The 15,650-nt window shown below is 62.4% G+C and carries 12 protein-coding genes; 5 read left to right on the forward strand and 7 right to left on the reverse strand.

Annotated features, from left to right (window positions below; translation table 11 throughout):
* Window positions 1–33 precede the first annotated feature (33 nt).
* Window positions 34–4,719 carry a dermonecrotic toxin domain-containing protein gene (locus tag HU750_RS04185; RefSeq protein WP_186677158.1) on the forward strand — a complete coding sequence of 1,562 codons (4,686 nt, stop codon included), beginning with the start codon at window positions 34–36 and terminating at the stop codon, window positions 4,717–4,719.
* Between the two features lie 5 nt (window positions 4,720–4,724).
* Here the strand turns inward: HU750_RS04185 and HU750_RS04190 are convergent, their stop codons facing one another.
* The 4 genes from HU750_RS04190 to gpmI form a co-directional block, all read right to left on the reverse strand.
* Window positions 4,725–5,492, reverse strand: a complete 768-nt coding sequence (locus HU750_RS04190; RefSeq protein ID WP_186677160.1) for a divergent polysaccharide deacetylase family protein — start codon at window positions 5,490–5,492, stop codon at window positions 4,725–4,727.
* Window positions 5,493–5,500: 8 nt separating this feature from the next.
* Window positions 5,501–6,817, reverse strand: coding sequence for a S41 family peptidase (locus HU750_RS04195; protein ID WP_027592376.1), 1,317 nt, complete (start codon window positions 6,815–6,817; stop codon window positions 5,501–5,503).
* A 102-nt stretch (window positions 6,818–6,919) separates the two neighbouring features.
* Window positions 6,920–8,224, reverse strand: a complete 1,305-nt coding sequence (locus HU750_RS04200; protein WP_027592377.1) for a murein hydrolase activator EnvC family protein — start codon at window positions 8,222–8,224, stop codon at window positions 6,920–6,922.
* 241 nt (window positions 8,225–8,465) lie between these two features.
* Window positions 8,466–10,001 (reverse strand): 2,3-bisphosphoglycerate-independent phosphoglycerate mutase, encoded by a 1,536-nt coding sequence (gene gpmI, locus HU750_RS04205; RefSeq protein WP_186677163.1) that lies wholly within the window; start codon window positions 9,999–10,001, stop codon window positions 8,466–8,468.
* 206 nt (window positions 10,002–10,207) lie between these two features.
* Between gpmI and HU750_RS04210 the strand changes: the two genes are divergently transcribed.
* From HU750_RS04210 to secB, 3 genes are read left to right on the forward strand one after another with little or no spacing between them, the layout of a single operon-like run.
* Window positions 10,208–10,621, forward strand: a complete 414-nt coding sequence (locus tag HU750_RS04210) for a rhodanese-like domain-containing protein (protein WP_027592379.1) — start codon at window positions 10,208–10,210, stop codon at window positions 10,619–10,621.
* Between the two features lies 1 nt (window position 10,622).
* The gene (gene grxC, locus HU750_RS04215) at window positions 10,623–10,877 is read left to right on the forward strand and encodes a glutaredoxin 3 (RefSeq protein WP_003249204.1); all 255 of its coding nucleotides are present in this window, start codon (window positions 10,623–10,625) and stop codon (window positions 10,875–10,877) included.
* A gap of 39 nt (window positions 10,878–10,916) precedes the next feature.
* A complete protein-coding gene (gene secB, locus HU750_RS04220) occupies window positions 10,917–11,402 on the forward strand; it encodes a protein-export chaperone SecB (protein WP_027592380.1) in 486 nt (161 codons plus the stop codon).
* Window positions 11,403–11,554: 152 nt separating this feature from the next.
* Here secB and trmL read toward each other — a convergent pair whose 3' ends face one another.
* Window positions 11,555–12,016 (reverse strand): tRNA (uridine(34)/cytosine(34)/5-carboxymethylaminomethyluridine(34)-2'-O)-methyltransferase TrmL, encoded by a 462-nt coding sequence (gene trmL, locus HU750_RS04225; protein ID WP_099455580.1) that lies wholly within the window; start codon window positions 12,014–12,016, stop codon window positions 11,555–11,557.
* Here trmL and HU750_RS04230 point away from each other — a divergent pair.
* Window positions 12,015–12,452: a hypothetical protein gene (locus tag HU750_RS04230; protein WP_186677165.1), complete on the forward strand. Its 438-nt coding sequence runs from the start codon at window positions 12,015–12,017 to the stop codon at window positions 12,450–12,452. The genes trmL and HU750_RS04230 overlap by 2 nt on opposite strands.
* Window positions 12,453–12,849: 397 nt before the next feature.
* On the opposite strand, the gene ntrC is transcribed toward HU750_RS04230, so the two are convergent.
* The gene (gene ntrC, locus HU750_RS04235; protein WP_027592383.1) at window positions 12,850–14,286 is read right to left on the reverse strand and encodes a nitrogen regulation protein NR(I); all 1,437 of its coding nucleotides are present in this window, start codon (window positions 14,284–14,286) and stop codon (window positions 12,850–12,852) included.
* The gene (glnL, locus tag HU750_RS04240; protein ID WP_027592384.1) at window positions 14,283–15,368 is read right to left on the reverse strand and encodes a nitrogen regulation protein NR(II); all 1,086 of its coding nucleotides are present in this window, start codon (window positions 15,366–15,368) and stop codon (window positions 14,283–14,285) included. The genes ntrC and glnL overlap by 4 nt, the downstream gene beginning before the upstream one ends.
* Window positions 15,369–15,650: the final 282 nt, after the last annotated feature.

Below are 15,650 nucleotides of genomic sequence, written 5' to 3' on the forward strand. Positions count from 1 at the left end.
GGCTTCCCGCTCATTTACCTGGAGTGCCTTCGTATGACCCCCTCGGACGCATCGACATTCGATTTCAAGCGAGCCGCTGCCCGGCAGTTCGCCGCCCGTCCCACACTACGCCAGGTCGTCAGCGACCAATTGCTCACCTTACTGCTGGCAGAGCTGCCATGGCTGGCCTATGTACAGCCTGCATTGCCGTCCGCTGATAAAATCATGCTGGACAGCCCGGACCCCTCCACACCCTATTGGTCCACTCAGCCTTTGGTAGATCGTGTACTGCAGGCCATGCTCGAATCGCGCTTTCTCGATCTGGAGCCTGTCGAAGGCCGCCATCATAAGCTCGGCCTTGATGGGCATTATCGCTTCGCCGGCTCCGACAACGTGCTCGACACCCGCCAGCTCAGTGGCCTGAGTGAACCGCTAAATGACTTGATCGAGCAGCTGCCGCAGCTTTTCTGCGAGGCGCAGCTCGGCTTTTGGGCGAGTGCCGGGAGTACCGGTGCAAGCCGTGATCATTGGCTGCAGTTGCTGTTGAGCACGGCCCTGCTGCGGGGGCTGCCCTTGCAAGGCCTGGATGCACAGGAGCAGGCCTGCATTCGCGGCCTGATACGCGGCGGTGCCGACCAGCCTTCTGTGGGCTTCGTGAAGGTCCAGTTGACCCAGGGTTCCCGTGAGTCGGAAGAATTGCTTAGCCATCTGCTGGTGACAGGTGAGTGGGATGAGCGGCAGGTCGTGCTCTGGTGCGCGCCGTCTGGCGAGGTACGCAGCTTTGCCTCGCTGGCCGCTTTCGCCTGGGCCCTGCGTGATGACCTGGCGCAGCGCTACAGCTTCGATGCCATGTCCTGGCGGCTTTATCCGGTTGAGGGCAATGTATTTGCACAGCAGGTGTCGGCGTTGCTGGAGACGCTGTTCACTCAGGTGGACAGGGTGAGCTACCGCCGCTTGAAAGATATCGCCGCTCTTGAGCAACTGTTCGCCCAGATAAGTGACCCCGCGCAGTGGTTTGACAGCTACCTGGACGACACTCCGGCGGTCAAGCCCCCACCGGCTTTGTCGACCAGTTCCGGCAGCGACAGCGTGGCCTACCGGGCGGGTCTGTTGCAGCTGGCAGTCGCTCAGCTCGACGCCGAAGGGGTGGCCGCCTTGGACGGCATCCTGAGCCTTAAGGATTACACCCGCCAGCAGCTCACTGAACAGATGCAATCCGCTCACGCGCAGGCTATCTCCCCGGATGACCTGGTGATCGAGTTCTTCGTGGCGCTGGGTATTCCGGGGGGCGCAGGCGTGGGCCCAGGCGGCGGTGAGTCGGTGGCGTTCGAAGGTAGCAAGACCCTGACCGAGTTCGCCATTGGCAACCTCGGCACGCTCAGTGGCGCCTCGATACGGCGCATACGCCGCGCCGATGGTACCGCTGCACCGGCATGGCTTGATGCCAATGCGGCCAGTCAATTGGTGAGTCAGATCGATGTGGGTGGCAACTATCCCACCTACGTCGCACATCTGCTTGACGACCCGTTGCAGCGTGCGCAGCGCGTCCGGCGCTTCGCCCGAGAGTGGCGCAACGCCCTGCGCTTCAGCGCATTAGGTGCCAAGCTCGACGGCAAGGTCACGGAAGCTGGGCTGCAATGCGTCGTTGACTTCTGTGCAGGCCATTTCGACCCGCAGACACCCCGTATGACCCTGATGCCGCTGACCTTTCGACGCCAACCAGGCTCCCGCCAGCAGGACCTCGTTCGCGGCATGTATGTGCTGTTCTGTGCCAAGCCTGAGCTGGTGCTGCTGTACCGGCCTTTATACCCGCAGGACACCCTGCGTGAGTACTCGAGCCTGGCGGCGTTGCTCGCTCACATCCAGGAGTCCACGCTGCTGCAAGCGAGCATTTTGGACTGGCTGAACCCACAGGTCCGCCATATTTACGACCATGGCGGGTTCCATGAGCCGCACGTCACCAGCATTGGTATCGACCCGTCCAGTTTGCCCGAGCGCCCTCAGCCGCCTGTCATAGAACCGGTGTTCTGGACCACCGCTATCGATGAAAGGTTATACAACGCCAACCGTGATCTGCTTGTCGAACTAGCGGACATGCAATCCACCTCGAATGCCGAGCGGCGGTGGGAAACCCTGTCCCAGGGCGCCTGGCTGCTGTTCGATGTGCTGTCGCTGGCGCTGCGTGGCCCGGTGGCTAGCGTGGCGTGGCTGGTGCAACTGATCACCTCGCTGGAGAACGACCTGCTGGCGCTCGAGCAGGGCGGCGAGTTCGACCGCCCCGCTGCTGTTTCAGATCTGTTGCTGAACTTGAGCATGGTACTGCTGCATGCGCGGCAGCCGGCTCCGCACCCTGTTCCGCACCCTGCCACGACCGGAACACCTCCCGATGTTTCGACGTTCGACTTACCTGCCCCGCAGCGCGGGGATTTTGCCGAGGTCTTGGTGGTCCCTGCTGGCGGTGAGGCGGCGGACATCGGTCAGCTGTCGGCACAGCCGCAATACCATCTGGACTTCTCCTGGCGTGGCAATCAAGGGTTCAACTGGCTTGCACCTGAGCAGCGCCGAGCACTGCGCGCCATGCGTACGGGGGTGTCGCTACCCGACTCTGCATTGCAGGTCACGGGCGAGAAAGCAGGTCTGTATCAGATCGAGGGGCACCTGTACGCGACCCTGGATGCCGATGCTTACCTGGTTGAAGTGGTCGACGGTGGTGTGCGGGTGATCGACGGCAAGGGCGGCTTTGGCCCGTGGCTGATTCATGCTAACGGCGCTTGGCGTATCGATGGTTCGCTTCGTCTCTCTGGCGGGATGAGGCGACATACACGCGACAACATCGCCCATCTCTTCCGCAAGCACCATTCTACTGTTGCCAAACTTAATGAGCAGGTCAGAGCAGCGACGCTCCGCTTTGCCGATGCCGGCTTCAGCATTCCGGTTTTGCGAGAAAAGGTCGCAAAGCTGGGTGAACTGCTGGAAACAGAGCGGGCCAAGCTGGCGTTGGCCACCACAGACAGCGAGCAGGCCGCGTCCAGGGCAATGATTGGCCGGTACGAAGCGCGTCAAGCCGAATGGGACGCGCAAATTCGTAGCAAGCGCAATGAAGCGGTAGGGCAGGTTGAAGAGATCGTTCGGGACTGCCAGGAGATTCTTGGCACGATCGAGACCATGTTTGAACCCAAATTTGCCCGCGAACGGCGAGCGGGGGTGGAAGCGGGTCTGACAGAGCAGCGGCGAGAGGTTCAGCTCAGCCTGATTCGTAACAGCGATTTTATCCTCAGTGAGCTCTGGGATTTGGCGGATTATCAGGATCTGACCGCTATGCAGCAGCACCTTCATGGTCAGCCTCTGCAACAAGTGCTTGAAGCCTATAAGGCATTTCGCCGCAAGCTCGAAGGCGTCGTAGAGATTCAGGATCGCATGTTGGCTGCATTCGAACATCTCGACCAGCTATTGGTCGATGTGCCAGGCGAGGAAATCATCAGCAATCCCACCGAACCGGAAAGCCGCAGCGTTGATTCACTTATTGCCAAGCGCACGTTCAGCACGGTTCAGTTCCGCTTCCATCAGGTGTTGAACCTTGCCGATTTGGCTTTACACCTGGATAGCATCGATGGTCAGCGCACAATCAATGTATTCCGGGAGGAGCTGTCGGGGCTGTCATTGCGTAATGCGGGGGGTGCCCATGGTGAGCTCGACTTCGCCAACCTGCCGCTCGAGGACCGTATCACCATCTTGCAGGAGGCATGGGACGAATACGCAGCTGCGCTGGTCAACAGCTTGCGAATTCGCGAAACGGGTGGGGCGTTGATTGAAGTTTCGATGTTGGACCGCTACCGGACGGAGTTGGAGAAGCTCAAGCGTGATGCAGGGCGTCGGCTGGTCGCGTTGATCAAGGAGCAGGAGGGTGCCCGTGCGCCTGACGCGCGCTTGCCCTACATCATCTCAAGCGAGCCGCAGCGGGCGGTGCGTAACGCGGAAGGGCAGATACTGATCGGCAAGAAAGAGCTCGATGCCGATGGTCAGACGGTGTATCAGGTGCGTGATCCGTTCAATAACTCGGTGTTGGCCACCTTTGACTGGAGGGACGGCCAATGGCATGAGCGAGGCCGTGAGCCAGCACCGGCCGACCCCGAAATTGACGCAACTGATACGGCGTTTCGGGTGCAGGCGCTGCTGGACGAGAACGATCAGCTTCTGTTGAAGGCCGACGAATACGTGGTGAATGACCTTAAAAGCACGTTGCTTGCGCGCCTGTTTGATCTTCAGATAGACAAGCTGGGGCAGGCGGCAACGATATTGGGCGAGGAAGGCGCCAACGCCACCCTTATAAGACGCCTGGAGGTTGCCTCGGACCAGATGCGGTCGCAAAAAAACCTCAAGCTGACCATGCTGTACACCGACACGCGCTACCCCAGCGCCGATGCGTTACGTTTTCTGCATGAACAGAACCTGATCAAGGTGGAGTACGTCGCCCCGCGTCAGGTCATGGCCAATGGCAGCACCTTCGACGAGTACAAGATCATGCGTCTGGCGCAACCAGGCGCCGCATCAGGCCGGCCGTTGTGGGCCGCACACTTCCACATGCCTGCCGCTGATGCGCTGGCGCGTGACTTCACCTTGGGCCATTTGAAAACCTGGAGCCAGCGTCGCTTGAGTGGGCGCGAGGAAGGCTCAACCCAGCGGGTGCATAGAGGCAAGCTCACCCTGGAACAGGCGCGCGGCATCATCCCGTTCGATTAAGACGTTCAGCGGTTGCTGTACCGGCCATGTTTGCCGTGGGCAGGCATGGCTTGGTTACCGCGTTCGGCAATCATCTGTTTGAGCCCGATCAGCTCAACGCCTTGGCTTCTCAGGCGCGGGATTTCCCGTGCCAGTACTTCGAGGGTTTGCGGGTAGGGGTGGCCGATCAACACGGCCGAGCCTTGCTTGCGGGCCATCGCGATACCCAGTTGCAGTTGCCCGGCAATGGCTTCGGGGGTGCGCACGTCATCCAGGAACACATCCCGCGACACGTGTGCCACATCCTGCGCCTGAGCTTCGGCGGCGGCCACCGTGGCGGCACTGGTGCGGCTGTCGACGAAGAACAAGTGGCGGTGCTGCAGTTCGCCCATCAGCCAGGTCATGGCTTCGCGTTGGGCGGTCATGCGGCTGCCCATGTGGTTGTTGATGCCGGCCGAGTACGGCACCTTGGCCAAGGCCGCGTCGAGCCGGCTGGCCAGTTCGGGCAGCGGTAGCCCGGGGTGCCAGGCATAGGGGCCGGTAGCCGGGTCCATGGGCATGTGCAGGATCACGGTCTTGTGGGCTTTGTGTGCCTGGCGGGCGAAATCGCTGGCGTGCGGGGTGTCGGGCATGATTGCCATGGTGACCGGGCCGGGCAGCGCGAGCGTGCGGCTGTCACGCTCGGTGCTTTGGCCAAGGTCGTCGATGATGATGCTCATGTAGGCCTTGCTGGTCGGCGCCGCTTGGGCGACGCCGGCCAACAGGCAGCACAGCAGACACAGCAGATACCGCATGGGCGCGATCATTTACCCGAGGTGATGTTCAAGCCCTTGAGCAGGCTCAGGGCCTGGCTCAGCTGGAAGTCATCGTCCTGCGGGCGTTCCTTGCGCTTGCTGCTGCCAGTCGGGCGCTCGGCGCCGCCGTTGCCGTTGCCCAAGTGGCCCTGCAGGTCGGCTTCCTTGAAGTTGTCAGTATCGATTTCGGCAGTGAGTTTGGCCGGGCGCACTTCGATGTCCGGCACGATGCCCTGGGCTTGGATCGAGCGGCCGTTGGGGGTGTAGTACAGCGCAGTGGTGAGCTTCAGGGCGCGGTCGTTGGCCAGTGGCAACACGGTTTGCACCGAGCCTTTGCCGAAGCTGTCGGTGCCCATTAGCACAGCGCGCTTCTGGTCCTGCAGGGCGCCGGCGACGATTTCCGACGCCGAGGCGCTGCCGCCGTTGATCAGCACCACCAGCGGTACGCCTTCGCTGGCGTCGGCCGGGTCGGCGGAGAAGCGCAGTTCGGAGTTGGCGATACGGCCCTTGGTGTAGACGATCAGGCCCTTGGTCAGGAAGTGGTCGGCCACTTCGACCGCCGACTGCAGCACGCCGCCGGGGTTGTTGCGCAGGTCGAGCACCACCCCGCGCAGCTTCTTGCCATTGTCCTTGCGCAGCTTGGCCAGGGCCTTGCCCACCTCGTCGCCGGTCTTGACCTGGAACTGGGTAATGCGGATGTAGCCGTAGTCGTTTTCCAGCAGCTGGCTTTTCACGCTCTTGACCTGGATCACCGCGCGGGCGAGGGTCACGTCGAACGGGTTGCCGCCATCGCGGACCAGGGTCAGGGTGATTTTTTCGCCGACCTTGCCGCGCATCTTGTCCACGGCTTCGGTCATGGTCTGGCCACGGGTCGGGGCGCCGTTGATCTTGACGATCAGGTCACCGGCCTGCACGCCGGCCCGGGAGGCGGGGGTGTCATCGATGGGCGAGACCACCTTGATGAAGCCGTCTTCCTGGCCCACTTCGATACCCAGGCCACCAAATTCGCCGCTGGTGCTCTCTTGCAGCTCCTGGAAGTCCTCGGGGCCGAGGTAGGCCGAGTGCGGGTCAAGGTTGCTGAGCATGCCCTTGATGGCGTTTTCCAGCAGGGTCTTGTCGTCCACCGGCTCAACGTAAGCGGCCTTGATGCGGTCCATGACCTCGGCGAAGGTGCGCAGCTCCTCCAGCGGCAGCGGCGCCTTGGCCGTCACCTCGGTAGCTGGCACCGCTGCTGGCTTGGCCGGCTCTGCGGCAATGGCCAGGGGCGCGCCGACCGCCAGGGCGATGGACAGGGCCAGCTGGGTGAGACGAGGCGAGTGCAGCATGTCGAACGAACTCCTGATCCTGAAGGCGCTCCGTGAGGAGCATCGGCGCAGCATTCAGGCTACGCCGTAAAAAGGTGAACGGGGTTGTTTTTCGGACAAACCCTAGCCTCTGCACCACTGCGACGGGTCGGTAGGCCGGCCCTGCTGGCGGATGGCGAAGTACAAGCCTGCGCTGTCCTGGCCACCGCTGTCACCCACGGTGGAGATGGCTTCGCCGGCTTTGACGATGTCACCGGCGCTCTTGAGCAGGCTCTGGTTGTGGCCGTACAGGCTCAGGTAACCATTACCATGGTCGAGAATGACCAGAAGTCCAGCACCGCGCAACCAGTCGGCAAACACCACACGGCCGCCGTGTACGGCGCGTACTTGCGTGCCTGGGTTGGCGCTGATCATCACCCCGTCCCATTTGGCCCGGGCGTCACTGCCGCGTGCATCGCCGAAGCGTGCCAGCAATCGACCATTGACGGGCCACGGAAGTTTGCCCCGTGCAGCAGAAAAAGCGCCGCCGTAGTTGGCGCCATCGCTGGAAACCATCGGGCCCAGGGTGGTGCGGGCCTTTTTCGGCGGCTCGACCGGCTCGCGGGCTTCTTCGCGCGCTGCGGCGGCGGCCAGGGCTTCCTGCTGGCGGCGTTTTTCCGCCTCTTGCTGGGCCAGCAGGGCTTTCTTGCGCGCTTCCTCTGCCTCGCGGGCCTGGCGTGCCAGGGTTTCCTCGATGGTCTTGAGTACTTTGCCAAGGTCGGCCTGGTCCTGCTCGCGGGCCTGCAGCTTCTGGTCGCGGTCTTTCATGTCGTTGTTGAGCTTGGCCAGTACTTGCTGGCGCTTGCTGCGCTCGGTCTCGAGGGCCTGGCGGCGGCTGTCGAGGTCGGCGCGCTGGGCCAGCAGTTGCTCCTGCTGGCGGGCGATGTCCTGTTCGACGTTGGCCAATTGGCGCAGGGTCTCGTTGAAGGTGCGCAGTTGCTCCAGGCGCGCCTTGCTCAGGTAATCGTAATAGGTGAGGGTGCGGGCGAATTTCTCGGGGTTCTGCTGGTTGAGCAGCAGCTTGAGGTATTCCTCGCGGCCGTTCTGGTAGGCCGAACGGGCCTGGATGGCAATCAGCCGTTGTTGTTCAACGCGGGCGCTCTGGAGTTTTTTTTTCTCGGTATCAAGGCGCTCCAGCTCGCCCTCGGTCTTTTTTAGTTCTTGTTGCAGGGCCTCCACCTGTTTCTCGAGGTTGCCGATGTCGGTCTCGGTGGACTTGAGGTCTTTCTGCACGCCGGATTTCTCTTCCTGGAGCTTGCCCAGCATCTTTTTGAGCTCGGCGATGTCCTGGCGGGTGGCGTCCAGTTGTTGCTGGGTCTGTGCGCGCTCATCGGCAAATGCCGGGCTGAGCAGGCAAGACAGGGCGAGTAGGATCAGGGCGCGGAGCATGGGGTTGGGCGTACCAGGGATGGAGACTGGCCTAGTATGCCCGCGCGAGCCTGCAAAAAAAACGCCTCGCGGCAGATGCGGCGAGGCGTTTGTCTGGAATTCATGTGTCAGGGGTCTGCTTCGCAGCCCATTCGCGGGGCAAGCCCGCTCCCACAGGAGAGTTGCTGCTGTTGAAACAGTACCGCCCCTGTGGGAGCGGGCTTGCCCCGCGAATGGGCCGCAAAGCGGCCCCCTACACCGATCAGGCGTCGATCAGGATCGACGTCCCGGTCATTTCCACAGGCTTTTCCATCCCCAGCAATTTCAGCATGGTCGGCGCCACGTCGGCCAGCACGCCGCCTTCGCGGACCTTGACCTTGCGCTTGCCCACATAGATGAACGGCACTGGCTCGGTGGTGTGCGCGGTGTGCGCTTGGCCGGTGCAGGCGTCTTCCATTTGCTCGACGTTGCCGTGGTCGGCGGTGATCAGCGCTTCACCGTCGACTTTATCCAGCGCCTCGACGATACGCCCGACACAGGTATCCAGCGCTTCGACGGCCTTGACCGCGGCCTCGAACACGCCCGTGTGGCCGACCATGTCGCCGTTGGCGTAGTTGACGATGATCACGTCGAAACGCTGTTGCTCGATGGCTTCGACGATGCGGTCGGTGACTTCCGGCGCGTTCATTTCCGGTTGCAGGTCGTAGGTGGCGACCTTCGGCGACGGGATCAGGATGCGCTCTTCGCCTTCGAACGGCTCTTCACGGCCGCCCGAGAAAAAGAACGTGACGTGCGCGTACTTTTCGGTCTCGGCGATGCGCAGCTGGGTCTTGCCGTTCTTGGCCAGGTATTCGCCCAGCACGTTGTCCAGGCTGGACGGTGCAAAGGCTGCTGGCGCCGGGATTTTTGCCGAATACTGGGTCAGGCCGATGTAAGCCGCCATCTTCGGCAGGCGCGCACGCGGGAATTCGTTGAAGTCCGGCTCGACGAAGGCACGCGACAGTTCGCGGGCGCGGTCGGCGCGGAAGTTCATGAAGATCACCGCGTCGCCGTCTTCAACCTTGACGGCCTCGCCAATGCGCGTGGCTTTGACGAACTCGTCGTTTTCTTCACGGGCGTAGGCGGCTTCAAGGCCGGCCAGGGCGGTGTCTGCGGTGTAGTCGGCAACGCTGTCGACGATCAGGTTGTAGGCCGCGGCAACGCGGTCCCAACGGTTGTCGCGGTCCATGGCGAAGTAGCGGCCGATGAGGCTGGCGATGCGGCCCTTGCCCAGCTTGGCGAAGGTCTGGTCGAGCAGCTCGATGGACGACTTGGCGCTGCGTGGCGGCGTGTCGCGGCCGTCGAGGAAGGCGTGCAGGTAGATTTTTTCGGCGCCACGCTGTGCGGCCAGTTCGGCCATCGCGATCAGGTGGTCCTGGTGGCTGTGCACGCCGCCGTCGGACAGCAAACCGAGGATGTGCACGGCCTTGCCGGCACCGACAGCCTTGTCTACCGCGCCGGTGAGCACCGGGTTGCTGAAGAACTCGCCATCACGAATAGCCTTGGTGACCCGGGTGAAGTCCTGGTAGACGACGCGGCCGGCACCGAGGTTCATGTGGCCGACTTCGGAGTTGCCCATCTGCCCGTCTGGCAGGCCGACATCCATGCCTGAACCGGAGATCAAACCATGCGGCTGACTGGCGCGCAGGCGGTCATAGACCGGTGTGTTGGCGGCATAGATGGCGTTGTATTCGGGGCTTTCGCTGTGGCCGAAGCCATCCAGGATGATCAGGACCAGGGGTTTGGGCGTACTCGTCATCAATCAAACTCACGGTTGTTCAAAGATGATAAAGACACGCATTTTAGGGCAAATGCGCCATCAACGGCGAATATTCGTCCCATCCCCCGACCGGCGCAGCCACCGCGCCAGGGCAAAGCTGCTTTTCTGGCCGGCCAGTCGGGCTTTGGTGGTCATGGGGGGCTGTGTATACTGGCCGGCATTTTCAATCGCCTGGAACACCGCTGATGGTTGCTCACCTGATTCAATTCGCGACAGATCACTACATCCTGGTTGCGATCTTCGTTGTTCTGCTGGTCCTGCTGCTCATCAATGAAGTCCGCCGTGGCGGCCAGAGCCTGAGCAATGGCCAGTTGACTGCCCTGGTCAACGCTGACAAGGCCCTGGTCATCGACATCCGTACCGCCAAGGAATACTCCGCGGGCCACATCGTGGGTGCCGTGAACATCCCGCAGGACAAGCTGGTCAGCCGTATGGCCGAGCTGGAAAAGCACAAAGAAAAGACCCTGATCATCGTCGATGCGATGGGCCAGCAGTCCGGCACGCTCTGCCGCGAGCTGCTCAAAGCTGGTTACAACGCCGCCAAGCTGAGCGGTGGCGTTTCCAGCTGGAAAGCCGATAACCTGCCCCTGGTGAAGTGATATGAAGCCCGTCATCGTTTATTCCAGCGACTACTGCCCCTACTGCATGCGCGCCAAATACCTGCTCGAGAGCAAGGGCGTTGCGTTCGAGGAAATCAAGGTCGACGGCAAACCGCAGGTTCGCGCCGAAATGAGCCAGAAGGCCGGCCGTACGTCGGTGCCACAGATCTGGATCGGCAGCACCCATGTCGGTGGATGCGATGACCTCTATGCCCTGGAGCGCGCCGGCAAGCTCGACGCGCTGCTGGCGGCCTGATTTGCACTGCATTCAAAAACATTAGGATAAGGATCTGCCATGACTGACCAACAGACCAACGGCGCAGCTGCCGAAGACAACAGCCCTCAGTTCTCCCTGCAGCGCATCTACGTGCGTGACCTGTCGTTCGAGGCCCCGAAAAGCCCGCAGATCTTCCGCCAGCAGTGGGAGCCGAGCGTTGCCCTGGACCTGAACACCAAGCAGAAAGCCCTGGAAGGCGACTTCCATGAAGTGGTGCTGACCCTGTCGGTGACCGTCAAGAACGGTGACGAAGTGGCCTTCATCGCTGAAGTGCAGCAGGCCGGCATCTTCCTGATCGCCAACCTCGACGCTTCGTCGATGAGCCACACCCTCGGCGCGTTCTGCCCGAACATCCTGTTCCCGTACGCCCGTGAGACCCTGGACAGCCTGGTCACCCGCGGTTCGTTCCCAGCGCTGATGCTGTCGCCGGTCAACTTCGACGCCCTGTACGCGCAAGAGCTGCAGCGTATGCAGGAAGCGGGCGAGACGCCGACCGTTCAGTAAGAGCTGCCGGTTTCAGAAAGGCGCCTCTCGGGGCGCTTTTTTATTGCCTGTTCTGGCCTCTTCGCGGGGCAAGCCCGCTCCCACATTGAAATGCGTACGCCAAACCATTGTGTGCGGGCTTGCCCCGCGAAGAGGCCGTTCCTGCCAATGCATCAGCTTCCGGCAAACCCATTCTGCCGCCAGGCCTCATACACCGTCACCGCCACGGTATTGGACAGGTTCAGGCTGCGGCACCCCGGCCGCATCGGCAGGCGCAAGCGCTGCTCGGCCGGCAGGCTGTCCAGCACGTCGGCTGGCAAGCCGCGGCTTTCGGGGCCAAACAGGAAGGCGTCGCCCGGCTGGTAAGCTACTTCGTGGAAGGGGTGCGAGCCCTTGGTGGTGAAGGCGAACAGCCGTGGGTTACCCAGGCTTTCCAGGCATCCGGCCAGGCTCTCGTGGCGCTTGAGCGTGGCATACTCGTGGTAGTCCAGCCCCGCCCTGCGCAGGCGCTTGTCATCCAGTTCGAAGCTGATGGGCTCGATCAGGTGCAGGTGGCAACCGCTGTTGGCGCAGAGGCGAATGATGTTGCCGGTATTCGGCGGAATTTCTGGTTGAAAAAGGATGACGTGAAACATGCACGGCTCCAGGCGTGAAGATGACGAGCATTCTACCCCTGAACCGGACCTGCGTTCGAAGGCCTTCCCACGGGTGATGCTATCGCTGGCCATTGTCGGCCTGATGGTGGGCTTGATGATCGGCCGCCTGACCACCCCCGATGAGCGGGTGCTGGAGCAGGTCGAGGTGGTTCAGGACGGGCTCGACCTGTGGTTCAACGAAGAGCCGAAGCTGCATGGCGAGAACGTCGAGGGCACGGTTGCCCTGCTGTTCGAGGCCCAGGGCAAGGCCCAGCGGGGGCAATTGAGCCTGCAGGGTAAACCGGTGGGCTGGCGTGTGCAGAAAAGCGAGGAAGGGCTGTTGCTGACGGTGGTGGCCGCGCGCCCTCTGCGCGGCGAGTGGGCCGGTGCAGAGGACGCTGGGCGTTGGCGTGTGCAGGTGAGGCTGCACGAATAAAAGAGGGGATGTCCCGGCCTGCCTGTACCAGGGTCCCCAAAACTTGCGCTATTGCAAATAAAAGAGGGGTTTTCCCGGCCTGCCTGTACCGAGGACCCCGAAACTGGAGATACAGGACTTATTGCAGGGGGCGTGCCAGTTTTGCAAAACCCGGAAACATTGGCTTTCAGGGCTTTCTTGCCAGGTTTTGAGGGTTTTTGTGCCTTCGTGCGGTGCAGAGGGCACAGGATCGGTGCATGCGGCTGAAATGATTGGGGCCGCTTTGCGGCCCTTTCGCGGCACAAGGCCGCTCCTACAGGCCCGCGCTGGATTCAAGGTAAGCGCGGACCTGTAGGAGCGGCCTTGTGCCGCGAAAGGGCTGCAAAGCAGCCCCAGTATTCAATGACCTGTGTATGCCTCAATGGTCTTCGCTGTCATCCTCATCGCCGCCGGCGACATTCATCCCCAGCTCCTTGATCTTGCGGGTCAAGGTATTGCGCCCCCAGCCCAGTAACAACGCCGCATCCCGACGCCGCCCGGCAGTGTGCTTGAGGGCGGTCTCGATCATGATCCGTTCGAAACTGGGCACCGCACTGTCGAGCAGGTTCGATTGACCACGGGCCAGCGCCTGGTCCGCCCACTGGCGCAGCGCCTGTTCCCAGTTGGTCACGGGGGCGGCGTCCTGCGGCAGGTTGAGCAACTCGGGTGGCAAGTCACCGATCAGCACTTCACGGCTGGACGCCATCACGGTGATCCAGCGGCAGGTGTTTTCCATCTGCCGCACGTTGCCCGGCCACGGCAGGTTGCGGATGAACTCTTCGGTTTCCGGCTTCAGCAGTTTTGGCTCCACCGCCAGCTCCTGCGCGGCGCGGGCGAGGAAGTGGCGGGCGAGCGCAGGGATATCTTCGCGGCGGTCGGCCAGGCGCGGAATGTGGATGCGGATCACATTGAGCCGGTGGAACAAGTCCTCGCGGAACTTGCCAGCCTGCACCAACGACTCCAGGTTCTGGTGGGTGGCGGCAATGATGCGCACATCCACCTTGACCGGCACGTGGCCACCCACCCGGTAGAACTCGCCATCGGCCAGCACCCGCAGCAGGCGGGTTTGGGTGTCGGCGGGCATGTCGCCGATCTCGTCGAGGAACAACGTACCGCCATCGGCCTGCTCGAAGCGGCCGCGGCGCAGGTTGGCCGCACCGGTAAAGGCGCCTTTCTCGTGGCCGAACAGCTCGGACTCCATCAGGTCCTTGGGGATGGCTGCCATGTTCAGGGCAATGAACGGTGACGCCGCACGCGGGCTGTGGCGGTGCAACGCATGCGCCACCAGCTCTTTGCCGGTGCCGGACTCACCGTTGATCAGTACCGTGATGTTGGAGTGGCTCAGGCGACCGATGGCGCGGAACACCTCCTGCATCGCCGGCGCTTCGCCGATGATCTCTGGCGTGCGGGCCAAAGCTTGTGGCACATCGAGGCCTTGCTGCTCCTGGGCATGCTGGTTGGCGCGCTTGACCAGCGACACTGCCTCGTCCACGTCGAACGGCTTGGGCAGGTACTCGAAGGCGCCGCCCTGGTAGGACGCCACGGCACTGTCGAGGTCGGAGTGAGCGGTCATGATGATGACCGGCAGACGCGGGTGTTGTTCGCGGATCTGGGCCAGCAGGTCAAGGCCGCTGGTACCCGGCATGCGGATGTCGGAAATGATTACATCCGGTTGCTGGCGGGCCAGGCGGCCCATCACGCCATCAGCGCTGTCGAAGCTCTGGGTGGTCATGCCTTCCTGTTGCAGGGCTTTTTCCAGGACCCAGCGGATGGAGCGATCATCGTCGACGATCCATACGGTTTCACTTCGGCTCATGAGGCGGTGGCTCCTTGTTCCAGAGGCAGGTAAATCGAGAAGGCGGTATGGCCCGCGTGGCTTTCACACTCGATCAGGCCCTGGTGCTGGCTGATGATGTTCTGGGTGATGGCCAGGCCCAGCCCGGTACCGTCTGGGCGCCCGCTGACCATGGGATAGAAAAGGGTGTCTTGCAGTTCCGACGGGATGCCCGGGCCGTTGTCGATGATCTCGACGCGTGCCACCAGCCGGTGGCGCACATGGCCAATGGTGAACTGGCGCAGCGCACGGCTGCGCAGGGTGATGCGGCCCAGGCGCAGTTCGTTCTGCGAGCTGATCGCCTGCATGGCGTTGCGCACGATGTTCAGCACCGCCTGGATCATCTGCTCACGGTCGATCAGCACATCCGGCAGGCTTGGGTCGTAGTCGCGCACCAACGTGATGCAGCCCTGGCTTTCGGCGTCCACCAGGCTGCAGACCCGTTCCAGCACTTCGTGGATATTGGTCATGGCCAGCGAGGGCAGTTTGTTCGAGCCCAGCATGCGGTCGACCAGGTTGCGCAGGCGGTCGGCCTCTTCGATGATCACGTTGGTGTAGTCGCGCAGGCCTTCTTCAGGCAGCTCGCGGGCCAACAGCTGCGCCGCGCCGCGGATGCCTCCGAGCGGGTTCTTGATCTCGTGGGCCAGGCCACGCACCAGCATCTTGGTGGTTTCCTGCTTGCTCAGCTGGGCTTCTTCCTTGGTGATGCGCAGCAGCCGATCGCGCGGGTGCACCTCGAGCAGCAGCAGGGTCTGGCCCTGGTGCAGAATCGGCGTGACAGCGTAGTCGACGGTGATGGTCTGCCCGGTCAGCGAGGTCAGCTGCGCCTCGCGCTTGGTGAACGGGTGCGCCTGCTCCACCGCCTGGCGCAGCGAGCTGAGCGCTTCGGTCGACTCGGTGAACAGCTCGCTGATGAACTGCCCATGGCTGCGCTGGCCACTGACGGCCAACAGCATTTCTGCCGCCGGGTTCATGTATTCCAGGCGCAGCTCGGCGTTCAGCAGGAGCGTGGCGGTGGTCAGGTTGTCCAGAAGCAGACGGTGCTGTGCATCGCTGATGGTCATAAGGCGTCGTTGACCTCTTTTGGCGCTTGCCTGGCACTAGGTGGCCAGAGCTGGGCGCGCTGTGGATCCGCTGATACCAGGAAAATGCAAGAAACAAACCAAAGCTCCGAAAAGAAGCGAGATTTGCCCATAAAGGCCTGTATCTGCGCAGTTTCGGATCAGAAACTCTGGATGAAACGTTTTACTTGACCCAGATTGGGGAGCAAATAGGGGCACGGCTGGCAGTTGTGCACCAAGATAGAGCATAGCGGGAGTGGCGAGGGTTCTGCGTGGGCAGAAACA

The organism is Pseudomonas sp. SWRI50 (genome assembly GCF_014269095.1).
GTDB lineage: Bacteria > Pseudomonadota > Gammaproteobacteria > Pseudomonadales > Pseudomonadaceae > Aquipseudomonas > Aquipseudomonas kermanshahensis.

What these genes read in the sequence shown, in the direction of transcription:
- HU750_RS04185 (WP_186677158.1), top strand. Translation starts at nt 34, where the DNA reads ATGACCCCCTCGGACGCATCGACATTCGATTTCAAGCGAGCCGCTGCC.
- HU750_RS04190 (WP_186677160.1), bottom strand. Translation starts at nt 5,492, where the DNA reads ATGCGGTATCTGCTGTGTCTGCTGTGCTGCCTGTTGGCCGGCGTCGCC.
- HU750_RS04195 (WP_027592376.1), bottom strand. Translation starts at nt 6,817, where the DNA reads ATGCTGCACTCGCCTCGTCTCACCCAGCTGGCCCTGTCCATCGCCCTG.
- HU750_RS04200 (WP_027592377.1), bottom strand. Translation starts at nt 8,224, where the DNA reads ATGCTCCGCGCCCTGATCCTACTCGCCCTGTCTTGCCTGCTCAGCCCG.
- gpmI (WP_186677163.1), bottom strand. Translation starts at nt 10,001, where the DNA reads ATGACGAGTACGCCCAAACCCCTGGTCCTGATCATCCTGGATGGCTTC.
- HU750_RS04210 (WP_027592379.1), top strand. Translation starts at nt 10,208, where the DNA reads ATGGTTGCTCACCTGATTCAATTCGCGACAGATCACTACATCCTGGTT.
- grxC (WP_003249204.1), top strand. Translation starts at nt 10,623, where the DNA reads ATGAAGCCCGTCATCGTTTATTCCAGCGACTACTGCCCCTACTGCATG.
- secB (WP_027592380.1), top strand. Translation starts at nt 10,917, where the DNA reads ATGACTGACCAACAGACCAACGGCGCAGCTGCCGAAGACAACAGCCCT.
- HU750_RS04230 (WP_186677165.1), top strand. Translation starts at nt 12,015, where the DNA reads ATGCACGGCTCCAGGCGTGAAGATGACGAGCATTCTACCCCTGAACCG.
- trmL (WP_099455580.1), bottom strand. Translation starts at nt 12,016, where the DNA reads ATGTTTCACGTCATCCTTTTTCAACCAGAAATTCCGCCGAATACCGGC.
- ntrC (WP_027592383.1), bottom strand. Translation starts at nt 14,286, where the DNA reads ATGAGCCGAAGTGAAACCGTATGGATCGTCGACGATGATCGCTCCATC.
- glnL (WP_027592384.1), bottom strand. Translation starts at nt 15,368, where the DNA reads ATGACCATCAGCGATGCACAGCACCGTCTGCTTCTGGACAACCTGACC.